This window comes from Flavobacterium sp. MK4S-17 (assembly GCF_009848495.1).
GTDB lineage: Bacteria > Bacteroidota > Bacteroidia > Flavobacteriales > Flavobacteriaceae > Flavobacterium.
In genome coordinates this window covers 1-17,471 of record NZ_WWEP01000005.1, presented here as the reverse complement: position 1 = coordinate 17,471, position 17,471 = coordinate 1, and the positions used below count along the sequence as shown (strand labels likewise).

The 17,471-nt window shown below is 39.6% G+C and carries 19 protein-coding genes; 10 read left to right on the top strand and 9 right to left on the bottom strand.

All coding sequences use genetic code 11. The features are described from left to right. Nucleotides 1–843 (top strand): alpha/beta hydrolase, encoded by an 843-nt coding sequence (locus GSF09_RS02405; RefSeq protein ID WP_159799337.1) that lies wholly within the window; start codon nucleotides 1–3, stop codon nucleotides 841–843. Here GSF09_RS02405 and GSF09_RS02400 read toward each other — a convergent pair. Beyond that, the gene (locus tag GSF09_RS02400) at nucleotides 840–1,172 is read right to left on the bottom strand and encodes a tRNA-binding protein (RefSeq protein WP_370515966.1); all 333 of its coding nucleotides are present in this window, start codon (nucleotides 1,170–1,172) and stop codon (nucleotides 840–842) included. The genes GSF09_RS02405 and GSF09_RS02400 overlap by 4 nt on opposite strands. Before the next feature lie 64 nt (nucleotides 1,173–1,236). Between GSF09_RS02400 and GSF09_RS02395 the strand changes: the two genes are divergently transcribed. Beyond that, nucleotides 1,237–1,791: a thioredoxin family protein gene (locus tag GSF09_RS02395; protein WP_159799336.1), complete on the top strand. Its 555-nt coding sequence runs from the start codon at nucleotides 1,237–1,239 to the stop codon at nucleotides 1,789–1,791. A 1-nt stretch (nucleotide 1,792) separates the two neighbouring features. On the opposite strand, the gene GSF09_RS02390 is transcribed toward GSF09_RS02395, so the two are convergent. After that, a complete protein-coding gene (locus tag GSF09_RS02390; protein WP_159799335.1) occupies nucleotides 1,793–2,347 on the bottom strand; it encodes a hypothetical protein in 555 nt (184 codons plus the stop codon). A gap of 86 nt (nucleotides 2,348–2,433) precedes the next feature. Next, nucleotides 2,434–3,366, bottom strand: a complete 933-nt coding sequence (locus GSF09_RS02385) for a peptidylprolyl isomerase (RefSeq protein WP_159799334.1) — start codon at nucleotides 3,364–3,366, stop codon at nucleotides 2,434–2,436. A gap of 187 nt (nucleotides 3,367–3,553) precedes the next feature. Between GSF09_RS02385 and thrS the strand changes: the two genes are divergently transcribed. From thrS to rplT, 4 genes are all read left to right on the top strand, one after another. Continuing rightward, a complete protein-coding gene (thrS, locus tag GSF09_RS02380) occupies nucleotides 3,554–5,500 on the top strand; it encodes a threonine--tRNA ligase (protein WP_159799333.1) in 1,947 nt (648 codons plus the stop codon). A 30-nt stretch (nucleotides 5,501–5,530) separates the two neighbouring features. Then, a complete protein-coding gene (gene infC / locus GSF09_RS02375) occupies nucleotides 5,531–6,082 on the top strand; it encodes a translation initiation factor IF-3 (protein ID WP_159799371.1) in 552 nt (183 codons plus the stop codon). 27 nt (nucleotides 6,083–6,109) lie between these two features. Continuing rightward, on the top strand, nucleotides 6,110–6,307 hold the full coding sequence (gene rpmI / locus GSF09_RS02370; RefSeq protein WP_159799332.1) for a 50S ribosomal protein L35: 198 nt from the start codon (nucleotides 6,110–6,112) through the stop codon (nucleotides 6,305–6,307). A 90-nt stretch (nucleotides 6,308–6,397) separates the two neighbouring features. Then, complete coding sequence (gene rplT / locus GSF09_RS02365) at nucleotides 6,398–6,742, top strand: 50S ribosomal protein L20 (RefSeq protein ID WP_159799331.1); 345 nt, start codon at nucleotides 6,398–6,400, stop codon at nucleotides 6,740–6,742. Nucleotides 6,743–6,827: 85 nt separating this feature from the next. Here rplT and GSF09_RS02360 read toward each other — a convergent pair whose 3' ends face one another. The 6 genes from GSF09_RS02360 to tgt all read right to left on the bottom strand — a co-directional run bounded on the left by GSF09_RS02360 (nucleotide 6,828) and on the right by tgt (nucleotide 14,178). Next, nucleotides 6,828–8,090: an asparagine synthetase B gene (locus tag GSF09_RS02360; RefSeq protein WP_159799330.1), complete on the bottom strand. Its 1,263-nt coding sequence runs from the start codon at nucleotides 8,088–8,090 to the stop codon at nucleotides 6,828–6,830. A 238-nt stretch (nucleotides 8,091–8,328) separates the two neighbouring features. Further along, on the bottom strand, nucleotides 8,329–9,867 hold the full coding sequence (gene dnaB, locus GSF09_RS02355) for a replicative DNA helicase (RefSeq protein ID WP_159799329.1): 1,539 nt from the start codon (nucleotides 9,865–9,867) through the stop codon (nucleotides 8,329–8,331). Nucleotides 9,868–10,020: 153 nt separating this feature from the next. After that, nucleotides 10,021–10,974 carry an acetyl-CoA carboxylase carboxyltransferase subunit alpha gene (locus GSF09_RS02350; RefSeq protein ID WP_159799328.1) on the bottom strand — a complete coding sequence of 318 codons (954 nt, stop codon included), beginning with the start codon at nucleotides 10,972–10,974 and terminating at the stop codon, nucleotides 10,021–10,023. A 77-nt stretch (nucleotides 10,975–11,051) separates the two neighbouring features. Beyond that, nucleotides 11,052–11,936, bottom strand: a complete 885-nt coding sequence (locus GSF09_RS02345) for a DMT family transporter (protein ID WP_159799327.1) — start codon at nucleotides 11,934–11,936, stop codon at nucleotides 11,052–11,054. After that, nucleotides 11,923–12,999, bottom strand: coding sequence for an LptF/LptG family permease (locus GSF09_RS02340; protein WP_159799326.1), 1,077 nt, complete (start codon nucleotides 12,997–12,999; stop codon nucleotides 11,923–11,925). Before GSF09_RS02340 ends, GSF09_RS02345 begins: the two co-directional genes overlap by 14 nt. A gap of 48 nt (nucleotides 13,000–13,047) precedes the next feature. Further along, nucleotides 13,048–14,178: a tRNA guanosine(34) transglycosylase Tgt gene (gene tgt / locus GSF09_RS02335; RefSeq protein WP_159799325.1), complete on the bottom strand. Its 1,131-nt coding sequence runs from the start codon at nucleotides 14,176–14,178 to the stop codon at nucleotides 13,048–13,050. A 301-nt stretch (nucleotides 14,179–14,479) separates the two neighbouring features. Here tgt and GSF09_RS02330 point away from each other — a divergent pair, with 301 nt between their 5' ends. The 4 genes from GSF09_RS02330 (at nucleotide 14,480) to GSF09_RS02315 (ending at nucleotide 17,340) form a co-directional block, all read left to right on the top strand. Next, nucleotides 14,480–14,806 (top strand): hypothetical protein, encoded by a 327-nt coding sequence (locus GSF09_RS02330; RefSeq protein ID WP_159799324.1) that lies wholly within the window; start codon nucleotides 14,480–14,482, stop codon nucleotides 14,804–14,806. Nucleotides 14,807–14,816: 10 nt separating this feature from the next. Next, entirely contained in the window at nucleotides 14,817–15,311 is a 495-nt protein-coding gene (locus tag GSF09_RS02325) for a hypothetical protein (protein WP_159799323.1), read from the top strand. Nucleotides 15,312–15,431: 120 nt separating this feature from the next. Next, a complete protein-coding gene (locus GSF09_RS02320) occupies nucleotides 15,432–16,283 on the top strand; it encodes a transketolase (RefSeq protein ID WP_159799322.1) in 852 nt (283 codons plus the stop codon). A gap of 103 nt (nucleotides 16,284–16,386) precedes the next feature. Further along, on the top strand, nucleotides 16,387–17,340 hold the full coding sequence (locus GSF09_RS02315; RefSeq protein ID WP_159799321.1) for a transketolase family protein: 954 nt from the start codon (nucleotides 16,387–16,389) through the stop codon (nucleotides 17,338–17,340). Nucleotides 17,341–17,471 lie beyond the last annotated feature (131 nt).

Here is a 17,471-nt window from a genome sequence, read left to right as displayed (position 1 = left end):
ATGAAGAATATATATATAATAGCATTTTTATTGACCGCTTTTTTAAGCAATTGCCAAAATACTGAAAAAGACAGCATCTCCTTAAAAGATGTGCGTTACGGTGCAAATCCTGAACAGCTTATTGATATTCATCTTCCGGCAGAGCGGGACGGGAAAAACAAAGTTTTCCTTTTGCTGCACGGTGGCGGCTGGCGTAAAGGCTCCAAAGAAAATTTCAGCTATATGGTGCGTAATCTAAAAAAAGAGTTTCCTAACCATGCCATAGTAAATATAAACTACAGGCTTGCAACACCGGAAAATCCTGCCTACCCAATGCAGATTAATGATATTGCCCTTGTTATAAAGCATTTAAAAAATAAAACCGCCGAATATAAAATAAGTAATAAGTATGCATTTATTGGCAGCAGTGCCGGTGCCCACCTTTCCTTACTGTATGCATACGGATTTGATAAAAACAATGAGGTTAAAGCGGTTTGCAGCCTTATAGGCCCGGTAGATTTTACTGACCCTTCCTATACCTCAAGTGCTTCCTATAGTAGTGGTATGCTGCGAAATTTAGTGGGAAAAGATAATACCTGGGAAAATAATCCGCAGATATATACGGAAGTAAGCCCTATAAGCCACGTAACAAAAAGTGCACCGCCTACCATTATGTTCCATGGTTCGGAAGACCCGCTTGTACCACGCACACAGGGGCCAAGGCTTAAAGAAAAGCTTGATAAATTCGGCATCCCAAATGAATTATATATTTATGAAGGTGAAAAGCACGGGAAATGGAATGATGAAAACTCCGCCGACATTAAACGGAAAATGCATGCTTTTATGAAAAAATATTTCAGTTAAGCTATCCGAAGCCCGTTTTCCACTTTAAAATCAGGTGAAAGCAGTACAACATCGCCTTCATTACCCACAGCTCCTAATACAAGGCATTCACTCATAAACTTGCCTATCTGTTTTTTAGGAAAATTAACTACTGCTACAACCTGCCTGCCTTGTAAGGCTTCTTTAGTATATCGTTTGGTAATTTGTGCCGAAGTTTTTCTTATACCGATAGCATTACCAAAATCAATTATCAGTTGATAAGCAGGTTTTCTCGCTTCAGGAAAATCATTTACTTCTATAATTGTGCCTATACGCATTTCAGTTTTTTCAAATTCTTCCCAGGTTAACATAATATAAATGTTTTAAATTTGGAGATAAATACAGATTTTTGCTAAAATAAATGTTTCCTGCAATATGGCAAATACACTTTCAAATATGCTGCCGCTCGGCACAAAAGCACCTGAATTCAGGTTAAAGGATACCAATTCCAGCCATTTCTATACTTTTAGCGATATAAAAGGGGAAAAAGGCACACTTATAATGTTTATTTGCAATCATTGCCCGTTTGTACTTCATGTGATAGAAGAAATTGTGCGCATTGCAAATGATTATACGGTTCAGGGTATTGGCATGGCTGCCATCAGCAGTAATGATGCCTTTAAATATCCGCAGGATGCACCTGAACGCATGACTGAATTTGCCTTTGAGAATGACATAGATTTTCCTTACCTTTTTGATGAATCGCAACTTACCGCAAAAGCATATGATGCAGCATGCACACCTGATTTTTACCTGTTTGATTCTCAGGACAGGCTTGTTTACAGGGGGCAGCTTGATGATTCAAGGCCGGGCAACAATATACCTGTAAGCGGGAGCGATTTGCGAAATGCGATTGACGGGGTACTATATAACCGTAACATACCCCAAAACCAAAAGCCAAGTATGGGCTGTGGCATTAAGTGGAAATAGCTTATTCTTTTTCCAGTACTATATCAATAGGGCGGTTCATTTTACGCCCGAATTTCATGGCTGCCTGCTGGGTTTCGCTGGAGCAAAGTATATACATGTTATAGCTGTATAACGGTAATATAACAGTTTTATACCTGCCTCCGTTTTCCTGCCCGTCCACATCCTGTACCTTAACACTAAATTTTTCAGCAGGGAAAGTGTTGGCTACAGAAATCAGGTAATTATCCTTAGCAAACGGGAAAAACCAGCGTTCTTTTCCTGTTGCTTTCCCTTCTGCCACTTTTTGATTGTTATCGTCAATTTTATAATTAAGGTAAAACTGTAAAGGCTTATTAGCATTTTTCCAGCTATAGGCATTATTAATGTTAACCACATCATTACCAAGGCTGTCAATAATTGTAATTTTTAAACCTTTAATATTTTCCGACTTGCCCGATTCGTGTACATCCAGTACAAAGTAGGATGTAAAATCATAACCGCAGTGCATCCCTGAGCCCGGTATTTGGGCAGTGGCAGATAGTGTAAAGAATATAAAAAATAATAGCAGGTATCTCATAATAAGCAAAAGTAAATAATATTAAGCAAAAAATGTTCCAATAAAAAAGCCCGCTGTAAGCGGGCTAAACATCTATAATGAATTTTTTACTTTACATCCATTAATTCCACGTCAAAAATAAGTGTAGCATCAGGCGGTATAACTCCTCCGGCACCGCGTGAGCCATAACCCAGATGCGAAGGTATAACAAACCTTGCTTTATCACCTACCTGCAGTAATGCGATACCTTCATCCCATCCTTCAATAACATGCCCCTGCCCTAAAGGAAACTCAATAGGCTGTTTTCTTTTATAAGACGAATCAAAAACCTGCCCATTATCAAGGGCACCTGTATAATGAACAGAAACTTTTTTACCTTTTTCAGCTTTTTTACCGTTACCCTTTTGTATTAGCTTGTAACGAAGCCCGCTTTCAGTTTTATCAAAGCCTGCAGCTAGTTTTTCCATTTCTTCCTCAGCCCTTTTTTTCGCTTCGGCAAGGCGTTTTTCACGCGAGCCCTCAAATGTGCGGAAAGCCTCTATGGCATTCCATTTTTTAGCTTCATCGCCTTCCCTTATTATTTCAACACTCTCTATAGCATCACCCTGCTGTATGGCATCAACAACATCCTGCCCTTCTACCACATGCCCAAATACTGTATGCTTATTATCAAGCCACGGCGTTTCCACATGTGTAATAAAAAACTGGGAACCATTTGTGCCCGGGCCGGCATTAGCCATAGATAATACACCGGGACCGCTATGCGTTAAGTCGGGATGAAACTCATCATCAAACTGATAGCCGGGCCCTCCTGCACCAGACCCCTGAGGGCATCCGCCCTGTATCATAAAATCGGGTATTACCCTGTGAAATTTTAGTCCATTATAGTAAGGTTCTCCCTGCGGTTTTTGCTTATTTTCAAGGTTGCCTTCGGCAAGCCCTACAAAATTACCAACTGTACCTGGGGTTTTATCATGGGTAAGTTTTACAAGTATTCCTCCTTTTGGTGTATTGAATTTCGCATAAATTCCATTTTCCATTGTAGTAAGTGTTTATTTGTTTGTAAAAACAGCAAAGTTACAAATTAATTATAACGCTGCCTCCTGCCAAATCTTAACAAAAGTGCAAAACTTTATATGCACAAATAAATAACGGAATTAAGTTTATTGCCGTCTATTGCACTGCACACACTAATGCCCTATATTTGCTACTTATAAATTTTTAACAATGATAAATATTACATTACCGGACGGTTCAGTAAAAAAGTTCGACCAGGGCGTTACGCCCCTGGATGTTGCCATGAGCATCAGTGAAGGATTAGCAAGAAATGTTATATCTGCTTCCTTTAATGGTACAACAGTTGAAACTACTACACCACTGACGACGGACGGTTCTTTAATATTATACACATGGAATGACAAGGAAGGTAAAAAAGCATTTTGGCATTCTACCAGCCACGTTATGGCACAGGCACTGCAGGAGCTTTACCCTGGGGTAAAGTTAACCATTGGCCCTGCTATTGATAATGGTTTTTATTATGATGTTGACTTTGGCAGCCATGTAGTTACCGATAAAGATTTTAAAGCCATTGAAGACCGTGTGCTTGCCATAGCACGCGAAAAGCATGATTTTAAAATGCGCTCTGCCAGCAAAGCCGAAGCATTGGATTATTATAAAAAAGAAGAAAACCCGTATAAGGTTGAATTAATTGAAAACCTTGAAGACGGTACTATTACTTTTTGTGACCACGCAACATTTACTGATTTGTGCCGAGGAGGGCATATACCTAATACCGGCCTTATCAAGGCTATGAAGATAATGAGCATAGCGGGTGCTTACTGGCGCGGTGATGAAAAGAACAAACAGCTTACACGTGTGTACGGTATTTCATTCCCTAAACAGAAAGAGCTTACTGAATACCTTGAGCTCCTTGAGGAAGCAAAACGCCGCGACCACCGAAAACTGGGTAAAGAGCTGGAACTGTTCACTTTTTCGCAAAAGGTTGGGCAGGGTCTTCCCTTATGGCTGCCTAAAGGCGCCGCTTTACGCGACAGGCTGGAACAGTTTTTGAAAAAGGCACAGAAAAAAGCAGGTTATGAGCAAGTGGTAACGCCACATATAGGGCAAAAGGAATTATATGTAACATCCGGGCATTATGCCAAGTATGGTGCCGATAGTTTCCAGCCTATTCATACACCGCATGAAGGCGAGGAATTTTTGCTGAAACCTATGAACTGCCCGCACCACTGCGAAATATACAACAGTAAGCCATGGTCTTACAAAGACCTGCCGAAACGTTATGCTGAGTTCGGAACCGTGTATCGTTATGAGCAGAGCGGGGAATTACACGGGCTTACAAGGGTGCGTGGGTTTACTCAGGATGATGCGCATATTTTTTGCACGCCCGACCAGTTGGATGAGGAATTTAAAAAAGTAATAGACCTTGTATTATATGTTTTCAGTTCCCTTGGTTTTGAAAACTTTAGTGCACAGGTATCGCTTCGCGACCCTGACAACAGGGAAAAATACATAGGCTCTGATGAAAACTGGGAAAAGGCTGAAAACGCCATTATCAATGCCGCGAAAGACAAAGGGCTGAAAACAGTTGTAGAGTATGGCGAGGCTGCTTTCTATGGCCCTAAACTGGACTTTATGGTTAAAGATGCTCTTGGCCGCCAGTGGCAGTTAGGTACTATACAGGTAGATTACAACCTGCCGGAACGTTTTGACCTTACTTATAAAGGCGCAGACAATGAACTGCACCGCCCGGTTATGATACACCGTGCACCTTTTGGATCAATGGAGCGATTTATAGCAATTTTACTTGAAAATACAGCAGGAAACTTCCCGTTATGGCTAATGCCGGAGCAGGCTATCCTGTTGTCTATTAGCGAGAAATATGAAAATTATGCTAAAAAAGTTTTACAATTGCTGGAAAATCACGAAATTCGCGCCCTAATTGACAACCGAAACGAGACTATAGGCAAAAAAATAAGGGATGCCGAAGTACAAAAGCTTCCGTTTATGCTTATAGTAGGTGAGGAAGAGGAAAAAAATGGTACGGTATCAGTGCGTCGCCATGGCGATGCAGGAAAATCGAACCAAACCATGTCAATAGAAGAATTTGCTTCCTTAGTTGAGGAAGAAATAAATAAAACACTAAAACCATTTTAAGTTTAACTTTAAATTTTTAGAGCCATAGCTATAAGAAACAACAGGGGCTTTCAGCCCAGACAGGAAAAAAAAGACGCACACAGGACCAATAACGCCATAAGGGTACCGGAAGTGAGGCTTGTAGGAGAAAATGTAGAAACGGGTATTTATAAAATTACCCAGGCACTCCAGATGGCCGAGCAGCAGGAACTTGACCTGGTAGAAATATCGCCTAATGCGGAACCGCCTGTATGCAAAATAATGGATTACAAAAAGTTTCTTTACGAGCAGAAAAAGCGCGATAAGATGCTTAAGGCAAAATCCACACAAATAACGGTTAAGGAAATACGCTTCGGGCCGCAAACCGATGAGCATGATTATGAGTTTAAGCGCAAAAACGCAGAAAAATTCCTGAAAGAAGGCTCAAAGCTTAAAGCATTTGTATTTTTTAAAGGCCGTTCCATAATTTATAAGGAGCAGGGGCAAATACTGCTTTTAAGGCTGGCCCAGGACCTTGAAGAGTATGGCAAAGTAGAATCTATGCCGGTTCTTGAGGGAAAAAGGATGATTATGTTTATTGCTCCTAAAAAGAAAAAACAGTAAGTAAGATAAATTAAATACAGGAAGAAAATGCCTAAAATGAAAACAAAATCCAGCGCCAAAAAACGCTTTAAAGTTACAGGCTCTGGAAAAATTAAAAGAAAGCACGCTTTTAAAAGTCACATCCTGACTAAAAAATCAACAAAGCGTAAGCTTGCATTAACGCACTCTACCCTTGTACACCAAGCAGATGAGAAAAGCGTAAAACAGCAATTAAGGTTAATCTAACAGCTGTTTCGGTTAAAAACAATTAATAACCCTGGAGTATGGCTTTAAGCTTCCCAAATAAGGAACGCCTGCTACAAAAATTTAAAAATTATGCCAAGATCAGTAAATTCAGTTGCTTCAAGAGCTCGCAGAAAAAGAGTATTAAAGCAAGCCAAAGGATACTTTGGAAGACGTAAAAACGTTTGGACAGTAGCTAAAAACGCGGTAGAAAAAGCAATGGCTTATTCTTACCGTGACAGAAAGCAGAAAAAGAGAAACTTCCGTGCTTTATGGATTATGCGTATTAACGCAGGTGCAAGGCTACACGGAATGAGTTATTCTCAATTTATGGGTAAAGTAAAAGCAGCAGGTATCGAATTGAACCGTAAAGTTCTTGCAGACCTTGCTATGAACCACCCTGAAGCTTTTGCTGCAATCATAAATAAAGTTAAGTAAAAACGTTTAACAACAATATATTTATCTTACTTATAAAAAAAGCCCGCTCAATGAGCGGGCTTTTTACATTATAAACTTTATACAATCAGGTTTTAAGCTTTTTCTTTCTTGCTGCCGGAAACAACACATTATTTAAAATAAGCCTGTAGCCCGGTGAATTGGGGTGAAGGTCAAGCACAGTAGGCGCATCCCCTACCCTGTGCTGATAATCTTCAGGGTCATGCCCGCCATAAAAAGTAAACATACCTTTGCCTTTCGTGCCATGGATATAGCGTGCTTCACCATTTTGTTTATTCTCTCCCATAACCAGCACATTTGATTTTACAAGCTTTGAATCAAAAGCTGTAGTCTGCCCCATAAAGCCTTTAACAAGCTGGGTATGGTTTTGGCAAAGCATGGTAGGTATAGGGTCCCATTTGGCAGAATATTCCATTAAGGTAAAATAATCATTATCAGGCTGCACATTTCGTTTGGTAGTTGTGTCTATATCCGAAAATTCATAAACATTAGGACTGCGTTCCAGTGTAAAATCCTTAAATGCCAAGGAATTGTTATAATCAACCTTAGATTGATAATTAGGCGTGCTGGGGTCGCCATCAAACATTGGCTCGCAAATATCCACACCGTCAGCCGAAAGGGCTATATCAAAACTATCGGTAGCTGAGCACATAGCGAACATAAACCCGCCGCCTATTACATAGTTTTTAATTTTATTGGCAACTGCCAGTTTTTCTTCAGACACTTTACTATACCCTAATTTCGCTGCCAGTTCTTCTGCCTCTTTCTTTTGCTCAATATACCAGGGGGCATTTCTGTATGCCCCAAAAAACTTTCCATATTGCCCTGTAAAATCTTCGTGGTGCAGATGCAACCAGTCATATAATAAAAGTGCATCATTAAGCACTTCCTCATCATATATAGTTGTAAACGGTATCTCTGCATAGGTAAGTACCAACGTTACAGCATCGTCCCAGGGCTGCTTTCCCGGGGGGGTATATACTGCAATTTTAGGTGCCTTTTCCAGCACAACGGTTTCCATATTTTGCGAAGGGCTGCTTATTTCATCTAAAATTGAATTTGCCTGCCCGTCAGAGAGCACTTCAAAGCTAACTCCCCTTATCTGGCACTCCCTCCTTATTTCCTCTGCATCGGGCAATAAGAAAGAGCCGCCCCTGTAGTTAAGCAGCCAGCTGGTTTTATAGTTCTTATCAAGCGCCCAGTAAGTTATGCCATAGGCTTTAAGATGGTTAATCTGTGTGCTTTCATCCATGGGTATAAGTATCATGGAAGCACGTGCTGTAAAACCGGATATGAGTAATAGAAATATAAATAGTTTCCTGAAATGCATTGTAAATAATTTTCTCAAATATACTAAACTAACGGCATTACAACTAAGTTAGTGTGCGATATATACCAAAACAAAAAGCGCACCATACTGATGCGCTTTACTGCTATAGTTACTAATGAAATTAATTTTGTACCGAAATAATTTCGGCACCCGTTACTTCCATTTTTAATATCGTTTCGTTTAACTCCATAAGGTCTTTTGTAATTTTCTCCATAATCATTTGTTTTAGTTAGTTATATTAAAATGGAACATCGTCATCGTTACTGTTATTCATATTGCTTCCAAAAGCATCATTGGCAGAAGGCAGGTTTTTGGTTATAAAAGGATTACTGTCATTCATGCTGGACGGAAGTTCATCAAACGGCGAGCTGAAATCATCTAGATTATCAAATTTACCCAGACTGCCTACAAACTTAAGCCTAATATTATCCAGCCCTCCGTTACGGTGCTTGGCTACAATAAACTCTGCCTGCCCCTGCGTTGGCGAACGCTCTTCATCATCCCACTCATCTATCTTGTAATATTCAGGGCGGTATATAAATGATACTATATCGGCATCCTGCTCAATAGCTCCCGATTCCCTAAGGTCAGACAACAATGGCCTTTTGCTCGATCCACGGGTTTCTACTGCCCTTGATAACTGGGAAAGCGCAATTACAGGTACATCAAGTTCTTTTGCCAAAGCTTTAAGGTTACGGGAAATAGTAGAAATTTCCTGCTCCCGGTTACCCCCGCCCTTAGAGTTACCTCCTGCCGTCATTAACTGAAGGTAGTCAATAATAATTAGCTTAATGCCATATTGTGATGAAAGCCTCCTTGCCTTTGCCCTTAAATCGAAGATAGATAGTGAAGGCGTATCATCAATATATAATGGGGCACGTTCAAGGTCTTTTACCTTTATACTTAACTGCTCCCACTCATGCTTTTCAAGTTTTCCTGTACGCAGTTTTTCAGATGACAGCCCTGTTTCGCTTGAAATCAAACGTGTAATAAGCTGTACGGATGACATCTCCAATGAGAATACCGCTACAGGATGCCCAAAGTCAATGGCTATATTACGCGCCATAGACAGTACAAATGCCGTTTTACCCATACCGGGCCTTGCCGCAATAATAATAAGGTCGCTGGGCTGCCAGCCGGAAGTTAGCTTATCAAGGTCATGAAAACCTGTAGCTATACCGCTTAAACCTTCTTTATTCGCAATTTCTTCAATACGCTTTTTCGCCTGTATTACAAGGCTTTGTGCCGTTTCAGAACTCCGTTTTATATTTCCCTGCGTTACTTCATATAATTTAGACTCGGCCTTGTCAAGCAAATCAAAAACATCTGTACTTTCATCATACGATTCTTCTATAATCTCGCTGGAAATTTTTATAAGGCTGCGCTGAATGTACTTTTGTAAAATAATCCTTGAATGAAACTCAATATGCGCTGATGATGATATTTTCTGAGTTAACTGGATAAGGTAAAAATCGCCTCCCGAAAGCTCCAGTTTTGCATTCTTTTTAAGCTGCGCCGAAACGGTTAATAAGTCAATGGGCTGCGTATCGTTAAAAAGCTGCACAATGGCCTCAAAAATGTATTTATGGGCATCTTTATAAAATGCATCCGGCTGTAATATGTCTATAACCTCATCAACACCCTTTTTATCTATCATCATAGCACCCAGTACCGCTTCCTCCAAATCAAGCGCCTGTGGCGGCAGCTTGCCTTTTTCCAAATTGATAATAGTTGCTTTATCTACCTTTACCGGGTTTATATTCCTCACATTTTCCATATTGCTAATGTAATTAAAATTGAAAGTGGCACGTTAAGGAATTGTTAAGAACATTTTGTTTATAAAATGTTCATTTCCTGTAAATAACCTGTTGAAAACTTAAAAAAAATCCGAAGCGGCAAGGCTTCGGATGAATTTTGCTTTTTCGGCAGGTTATTCTTTAAATTCGCCCATTTTACTATACTTATCCATCCTTTTCGCCACCAGTTGTTCTGTTGATAAGTCTTTTAATTCATTGTATGCTTTAATAATATAATCCTCCACACTTTTAAAGGTTGTCTCCCTGTCATAATGGGCACCTCCAAGCGGTTCAGGGATAATATCATCTATCAGCTTTTGTTTCTTCATATCATAAGAAGTAAGCTTTAAAGCCTCGGCAGCCTGCTCTTTATATTCCCAGCTCCTCCATAGTATTGAGGAACATGATTCAGGAGAAATAACAGAATACCATGTATTTTCCAGCATATACACTTTATCTCCCACGCCTATGCCCAATGCCCCTCCGGATGCACCTTCACCCACAATAATAGTAATAATAGGTGTTTTCAGGCGGCTCATTTCAAAAATATTCCTGGCTATTGCCTCGCCCTGTCCGCGCTCCTCTGCCTCAAGGCCCGGGTATGCACCGGGAGTATCAACAAAGGTAACTACAGGCACATTAAATTTTTCTGCCATTTTCATGAGGCGCAATGCCTTGCGGTAGCCTTCAGGGTTGGCCATACCAAAATTCCTGTACTGCCTTGTTTTTGTATTGTAGCCCTTTTGCTGTCCTACCAGCATGAACGACTGCCCCCCTATTTTACCAAGGCCGCCAATCATAGCCTTATCATCTTTAAAGCTTCGGTCGCCAAACAACTCTAAAAAAGTACCTTCTGTAAGTGCCTTTACATAGTCCATTGTGTAAGGGCGGCTGGGGTGCCTTGAAAGCTGAACCCTTTGCCATGCAGTAAGGTTTTTATATATTTTCTTTTTGGTTTCTTCCAGTTTTTTCTCTATCTGTTTGCATGTATTAGATACATCAACATCCGATTCCTGGCCAATAATTGTGCACTTATCGAGCTGGTCTTCAAGCTCTTTTATCGGAAGTTCAAAATCTAAATATTCCATAGTAAGGCAGATTTTTAGTTTTTATTCAAGCTACAAAGATAAAATATTCGTTTAAGAAAGCAGCAACCCAAAACTAATTACTTAGCCCTGCGCTTGTAATTTTTTAATATCCCGTTGAGTATCACTGTGGTTAAAATAATAGCGGCCCCTATATAAAAAGGCAGCCCCATGGTTTCTTTTTCCTTAAAAACAATAACTGCAAGAATTATCCCATATATAGGCTCCATATTTATGGTAAGCATAACCGTATAGGGTGAAAGGAACTTCATTACCTGCACCGAAGCTATAAAAGCATAAGCTGTACAAAAGGAACCCAATGCAAACAGCCAAAGCCAGTCGGAAACAGAAACATTGAAAAATTGTATTGTAAAGCTGCCGGAAAACAAAAGGTATAATGAAAAGAAAAATACGCCACCCAGCAATTCGTAAAATGAAATTACTGTTGGGCTGTAAAGCTTGGCGTACTTACCGTTTATGATAGAAAACACAGCGGATAAAAATGCCGAAGATAACGCCAGGGCTATACCATAAAAGTAATCTCCCTCAAAACGGAAAATAATGTAAAGGCCTGCTACAACAAGCAGCCCGAACAACACTTCATACCCTATAATTTTCCTGCCGAAAAATACCGGCTCTAAAAGGGAGGCAAAAAAAGCACCTGTTGATAAGCAGGCAAGGGTTACCGAAACATTGGAAACCTTGATTGCCTTAAAAAAAGTGAGCCAGTGCAGTGCAATTATCAATCCCGCCACTAAAAAAGCCAGGAGCGTTTTTAAGGGTATGCGTAACGATTTTTTCTTTACAAGGGCATAAAGGTAAATCAGCACTACTGCTATAGACATCCTGAACCATACCAGCGGTAAGGCATCAAGTGATATTAAGGCACCCAAAACAGCGGTAAAGCCCCATATAAAAACTATAAAATGTAAGTGCAGGTAGCTTTTAATATTATCGCTTAGCATTGCGTAAAAGGAATATGGCTAAAATACCGAAAGTAATATTAGGGAACCAAACAGCAATTAGTGGAGGGATACTCGACTTTTCGGCCATGGTTCCAAAAACTTTATCAAAAAATATAAATGTAAAAGCAAGCCCGATGCCCATGGCAAGGTTAACCCCCATACCTCCGCGCCTTTTCATGGCCGACACTGCAACTGCTATAATAGTGAGTATAAATGCTGAAATAGGGATACTGTATTTTTTATATTTTACAACAAGATAGGCATTTATATTACCTGAACCCCTTGCTTTTTCCTTTTCAATAAAATCGTTAAGTTCGCCCAGTGTCATGGTCTCGGCAGCATATATGGTAGGCGTTAGGTCATCTGGCTTAAAGTTGAATTTAAACACTTTCCTGTTTGCCGATTCCAGCTGGTCGCCCATGGCACCTACCGTCCTTTTGGTATAACCTGCCAATACATAACTGCTATCCTTCTCGCGCCATTTAATCTGGCTGGCATTAATTTTATATTCCAGCTTGTTGTCTTTAAACTTCTCGAGGTTAAAATTATACCCTGTCCTGGTTATATAATTAAAGCTACTTACATATATGTATTCGTTATCGCTTATCTGCTTATATACATCCTGGCTTTGCCTTATTTCAGAATTGCTTTTCAGGTAGGTGTACCTAAAGTCGTTAAAGCCTTTACTGGCCTTGGGTACAAAAAAGAACCCCATAAGCAGTGCAAGTATAGAAATAAATGATGCACCAATAATGTAAGGACGCAAAAACCTGGTAAATGAAATACCTGAACTTAATATAGCAATAATCTCTGTATTGTTGGCAAGTTTGGATGTAAACCATATCACCGAAAGGAAGAGTAATATGGGGAAAAGCAGGTTGGCAAAGTAAATGGTAAAATCGCCGTAATAAGCAGCCACCTGCAGGAAAGGCACTTTTTTAGCCAGTATCTTATTAATTTTTTCTGATACGTCTATAACTATACCTATAGGTATAAAAAGCAGCAGCATTACAAAAAATGTTGCCAGGTATCTTTTAAGGATGTACCAGTCTATTATTTTCATTAAAAAGTATTAAGTAGTAAGATTACTAAACTTATTATCCTAAATTCATCAAAGCCTCTGGCTCATTTGTTTCACCATTTTTTCCTTCCATTCACGGAAATCTCCCGCTAATATATGCTTTCTTGCTTCACGAACCAACCACATATAAAATCCAAGGTTGTGTATCGTGGCAATCTGTTTGCCAAGATATTCATTAGCGGCAAAAAGATGCCTTAAATAGGCCTTGGTATATTCCGTATCCACAAAGGTTATACCCATTTCATCAAGAGGTGAAAAATCAGCCTCCCATTTTTTATTTTTTATATTAATTGTTCCATGTGCCGTAAACAGCATACCGTTACGCGCATTGCGTGTTGGCATAACACAATCAAACATATCTATACCTAACGCAATATTTTCAAGAATATTTATTGGTGTGCCCACACCCATTAAATAACGGGGCTTATCGGTGGGCAGTATGTTGCAAACCACATCAGTCATGGCATACATCTCTTCGGCAGGCTCACCTACCGATAAGCCTCCTATAGCATTACCCACAGCACCGGCGTTCGCAATATATTCGGCTGACTGTTCCCTTAAATCTTTATAAGTACTCCCCTGCACTATTGGGAAAAATGCCTGGCTGTACCCATATTTATAAGGCACCTTTTCAAGGTGGGCAATACACCTGTCCAGCCAGCGGTGCGTCATGTGCATACTGCGCTTTGCATAGCGGTAATCGCATGGATAAGGTGTACATTCGTCAAACGCCATAATAATATCTGCACCAATAGTACGCTGGATTTCCATTACGCTTTCCGGCGAAAAGAAATGGTATGAACCGTCTATATGCGATTTAAATTTTACTCCCTCCTCTTTTATCTTCCTGTTGGCAGATAGGGAATATACCTGGTAGCCGCCACTATCGGTAAGTATATTACGATCCCAGTTCATAAATTTATGAAGCCCACCCGCTTTTTCAAGTATATCGGTTTGAGGACGCAGGTATAAATGGTAGGTATTTCCTAAAATAATATCCGGGTTTATTTCATCCTTAAGCTCCCTTTGGTGAACCCCTTTTACAGATGCCACAGTACCTACAGGCATAAAAATAGGGGTTTCAATAACACCGTGGTCGGTTGTTATTACCCCTGCCCTTGCCTTGCTTTGCGCATCGGTTGTAATTAAATCAAATTTCATGCTTTTCTTTTACAGCCTGCAAAGATAAAAACAAAAGGTTATAGCAACGCTTAATTTAATTATTTAATTAAACTTCAATTTAAACCAGTCAAACGTTAATTATAATTAATTATTTAACAAATAATACATATATTTATTAAATATTATTTAATTTTTATGTTAAAATATACTTAAAAAGCTTATTTTGAACTGTAATTATAAGTTACTTTAGTACAAGCTTTTCCGGATAAGTTTATGGCTGGAAAATAAGTTCCAAAAAACAGCAGCCTAAAGCAATAATGCACTGGGAACAACAATCACCATGAAGAAATTTTCTTATTTAATGCTTCTACTATTAGGCGTTTTCCTCTCATGTGATGCCAACCAAGAGGAAGCCCCAACTAATGAATTAACTGTAGCCGAAGTTCGTAAAACAGACCCAATGCTTGATTTTGAAAAATCTATTGTGGATTTTGGAAAAATGCAAAACAGCAAAAAAGACGAAGCCATGGCAAAACTTGTTACAGATGCCAGAAATTACCTGACATATAACGGTAAGAGTATTGCTGAAGGACTGTCTGATTATGAAATAATCAATCAGGCACTTGATGTGCATTTAGCTAAAATAAATGAATTACGAACCAACTAAACTTACTATTATGAAAAAGCTATTATCTATAATAATGCTTGCATTCAGTATTTCTGTATCAGCAAGTGATATGCCATTAAAAGTTGTTAACAACACTCCTTATAAATTTCAATATTTAATGACTACAACCTATATAGGTGCAGTGGAACCAACCTATGCATTTCCACTATTCAGGATGAATGACCTGGTTACATTAAACCCCTACTCTACCGTAGTATATGATGACCCAGCAAACCCGGGATTGCCTTTTTACATGCTACCTACTACCTGGCAATATTATCCAACATCATGGAGTTCCTCCACAACGGTTTCGGGAAATACAGCATATTATTATTCCAGGTTAAGTCAAAAATGGGCTTCTATTAAATTTAATGTATTAGGAACACCTTTTTCAGGTCACATAGGGCCTTTTCAGGGAAGCTGGTATAGCGAAACCGATCCCTTTTCGGGTGTCACCATAACGTGGATTCCGTCAGGTTCGGCAGTAACAATTGTTTTATCATAACTAAAATACACTTTGTAAGAAAAGAGGCGGTAGCCTCTTTTTTTAGTTTATATACATTAACTTTTTTGACATAACACAAAAATAAAGCTACTTTTGCACCTGTTTAACTAAATCAGGAAAATGAACTATAACACACAACAATTAAACGAGTTAGCTATTCAGGTAAGGAGAGACATCCTTCGTATGGTACACGCTGTTAATTCTGGCCACCCGGGCGGTTCGCTTGGATGTACTGAATTTTTAATAGCACTTTACCAGGTTTTAATGGACCGCAAGGAAGGTTTTGATATGGATGGCATTAACGAAGACATTTTTTTCCTTTCCAACGGGCACATCTCGCCGGTATTTTACAGTGTTCTTGCACGCAGTGGCTACTTCCCTGTAAGTGAACTGGCTACCTTCAGGAAGCTTGATTCAAGGCTGCAAGGCCACCCAACCACGCACGAAGGATTACCGGGTGTAAGGGTTGCTTCAGGCTCATTAGGCCAGGGCATGAGTGTTGCCGTGGGTGCAGCCCAAACAAAAAAACTGAATAAGGACAGCCACCTTGTATACAGCTTGCATGGCGACGGCGAACTACAGGAAGGGCAGAATTGGGAAGCTATTATGTATGCTTCTGCCTACAAAGTGGATAACCTTATAGCTACCATAGATGTAAACGGAAAACAGATTGATGGCCCTACAGACGAGGTATTGCCTATGGGCAGCCTTAAAGCTAAGTTTGAAGCTTTTGGCTGGGAAGTGCTTGAAATATTGCTGGGCAACAGCTTTGAAGCCATAATTAAAGGTATGGAACATGCCAAGGAGCTTACAGGAAAAGGAAAACCTGTATGCGTACTGCTGCATACCGAAATGGGTAATGGTGTTGACTTTATGATGAATACCCACGCGTGGCATGGCAAGGCACCAAATGATGAGCAGCTTGAAAAAGCATTTCTTCAAAACGCAATAACTTCATTGGGCGATTATTAATTTATTATTTAAACATTGAAAATTTAATAGTTGAAAGATTACATCACGCATTACGCAACTATTTTTTTAATCTTTCCATATTTAAATTTTTAAATTAAAAGTCATGAAAAAATACACAAATACAGGAAATAAAGATACACGCTCCGGATTTGGGGCAGGACTTACCGAATTAGGTAAAACAAACGAAAATGTAGTTGCCCTTTGCGCCGACCTTATAGGTTCGCTTAAAATGGATGATTTTAAGAAGAACCATCCTGAAAGGTTTTTTCAGGTAGGTATTGCAGAAGCTAACATGATTGGCATGGCTGCCGGTATGACTATAGGCGGAAAAATTCCATACACCGGTACTTTTGCCAACTTTTCCACAGGAAGGGTATATGACCAGATACGCCAGTCGGTTGCCTATTCGGGCAAAAACGTAAAAATATGCGCCTCACATGCAGGGCTTACTTTGGGTGAAGACGGTGCAACCCACCAGATACTTGAAGACATCGGGCTTATGAAAATGCTTCCGGGCATGACCGTTATAAATACCTGCGATTATAACCAGACAAAAGCGGCAACAATTGCAATAGCTGAACATGACGGCCCTGTTTACCTTAGGTTTGGGCGCCCATCAGTTCCAAACTTTACGCCCGAAAACGGCGAATTTAAAATTGGAATGGCTGTTATGCTTAATGAAGGTATGGATGTTACTATAATTGCAACGGGACATTTGGTTTGGGAAGCCCTTGTAGCTGCTGAAAAACTTGAAGAAAAAGGCATATCTGCCGAAGTTATAAACATACACACTATAAAACCTCTTGATGAGGAAGCCATTTTAAAATCTGTTGCTAAAACAGGCTGTGTAGTTACTGCTGAGGAACATAATATTTTAGGCGGGCTTGGCGAAAGTGTAGCACGTACCCTTACCCTTAATAATCCTGCACCGCAGGAATTTGTAGCCGTAAATGACAGTTTTGGCGAAAGCGGCACACCTGATGAACTTATGCAGAAATACAAGCTTAACAGCGCTGCAATAATTGAAGCTGCTGAAAAAGTAATCAAAAGAAAATAAATATTCTTTTATTTATATATTTATACCCATAAAAAAATCCCGGCTAAAAGCCGGGATTTTTTTATTTCATGTCTCGTCCTGAAAAAAGTTGACTAATAAATGTCAACATTATGGAAAAACATGAGAATAGT

Coding starts and splice junctions, on each gene's coding strand:
- GSF09_RS02405 (WP_159799337.1), top strand. CDS start 1: ATGAAGAATATATATATAATAGCATTTTTATTGACCGCTTTTTTAAGC.
- rpmI (WP_159799332.1), top strand. CDS start 6,110: ATGCCTAAAATGAAAACAAAATCCAGCGCCAAAAAACGCTTTAAAGTT.
- GSF09_RS02385 (WP_159799334.1), bottom strand. CDS start 3,366: ATGGAAAATGGAATTTATGCGAAATTCAATACACCAAAAGGAGGAATA.
- GSF09_RS02315 (WP_159799321.1), top strand. CDS start 16,387: ATGAAAAAATACACAAATACAGGAAATAAAGATACACGCTCCGGATTT.
- GSF09_RS02360 (WP_159799330.1), bottom strand. CDS start 8,090: ATGCATTTCAGGAAACTATTTATATTTCTATTACTCATATCCGGTTTT.
- rplT (WP_159799331.1), top strand. CDS start 6,398: ATGCCAAGATCAGTAAATTCAGTTGCTTCAAGAGCTCGCAGAAAAAGA.
- GSF09_RS02340 (WP_159799326.1), bottom strand. CDS start 12,999: ATGAAAATAATAGACTGGTACATCCTTAAAAGATACCTGGCAACATTT.
- GSF09_RS02400 (WP_370515966.1), bottom strand. CDS start 1,172: ATGTTAACCTGGGAAGAATTTGAAAAAACTGAAATGCGTATAGGCACA.
- tgt (WP_159799325.1), bottom strand. CDS start 14,178: ATGAAATTTGATTTAATTACAACCGATGCGCAAAGCAAGGCAAGGGCA.
- thrS (WP_159799333.1), top strand. CDS start 3,554: ATGATAAATATTACATTACCGGACGGTTCAGTAAAAAAGTTCGACCAG.
- GSF09_RS02395 (WP_159799336.1), top strand. CDS start 1,237: ATGGCAAATACACTTTCAAATATGCTGCCGCTCGGCACAAAAGCACCT.
- GSF09_RS02390 (WP_159799335.1), bottom strand. CDS start 2,347: ATGAGATACCTGCTATTATTTTTTATATTCTTTACACTATCTGCCACT.
- dnaB (WP_159799329.1), bottom strand. CDS start 9,867: ATGGAAAATGTGAGGAATATAAACCCGGTAAAGGTAGATAAAGCAACT.
- GSF09_RS02345 (WP_159799327.1), bottom strand. CDS start 11,936: ATGCTAAGCGATAATATTAAAAGCTACCTGCACTTACATTTTATAGTT.
- GSF09_RS02320 (WP_159799322.1), top strand. CDS start 15,432: ATGAACTATAACACACAACAATTAAACGAGTTAGCTATTCAGGTAAGG.
- GSF09_RS02330 (WP_159799324.1), top strand. CDS start 14,480: ATGAAGAAATTTTCTTATTTAATGCTTCTACTATTAGGCGTTTTCCTC.
- GSF09_RS02350 (WP_159799328.1), bottom strand. CDS start 10,974: ATGGAATATTTAGATTTTGAACTTCCGATAAAAGAGCTTGAAGACCAG.
- GSF09_RS02325 (WP_159799323.1), top strand. CDS start 14,817: ATGAAAAAGCTATTATCTATAATAATGCTTGCATTCAGTATTTCTGTA.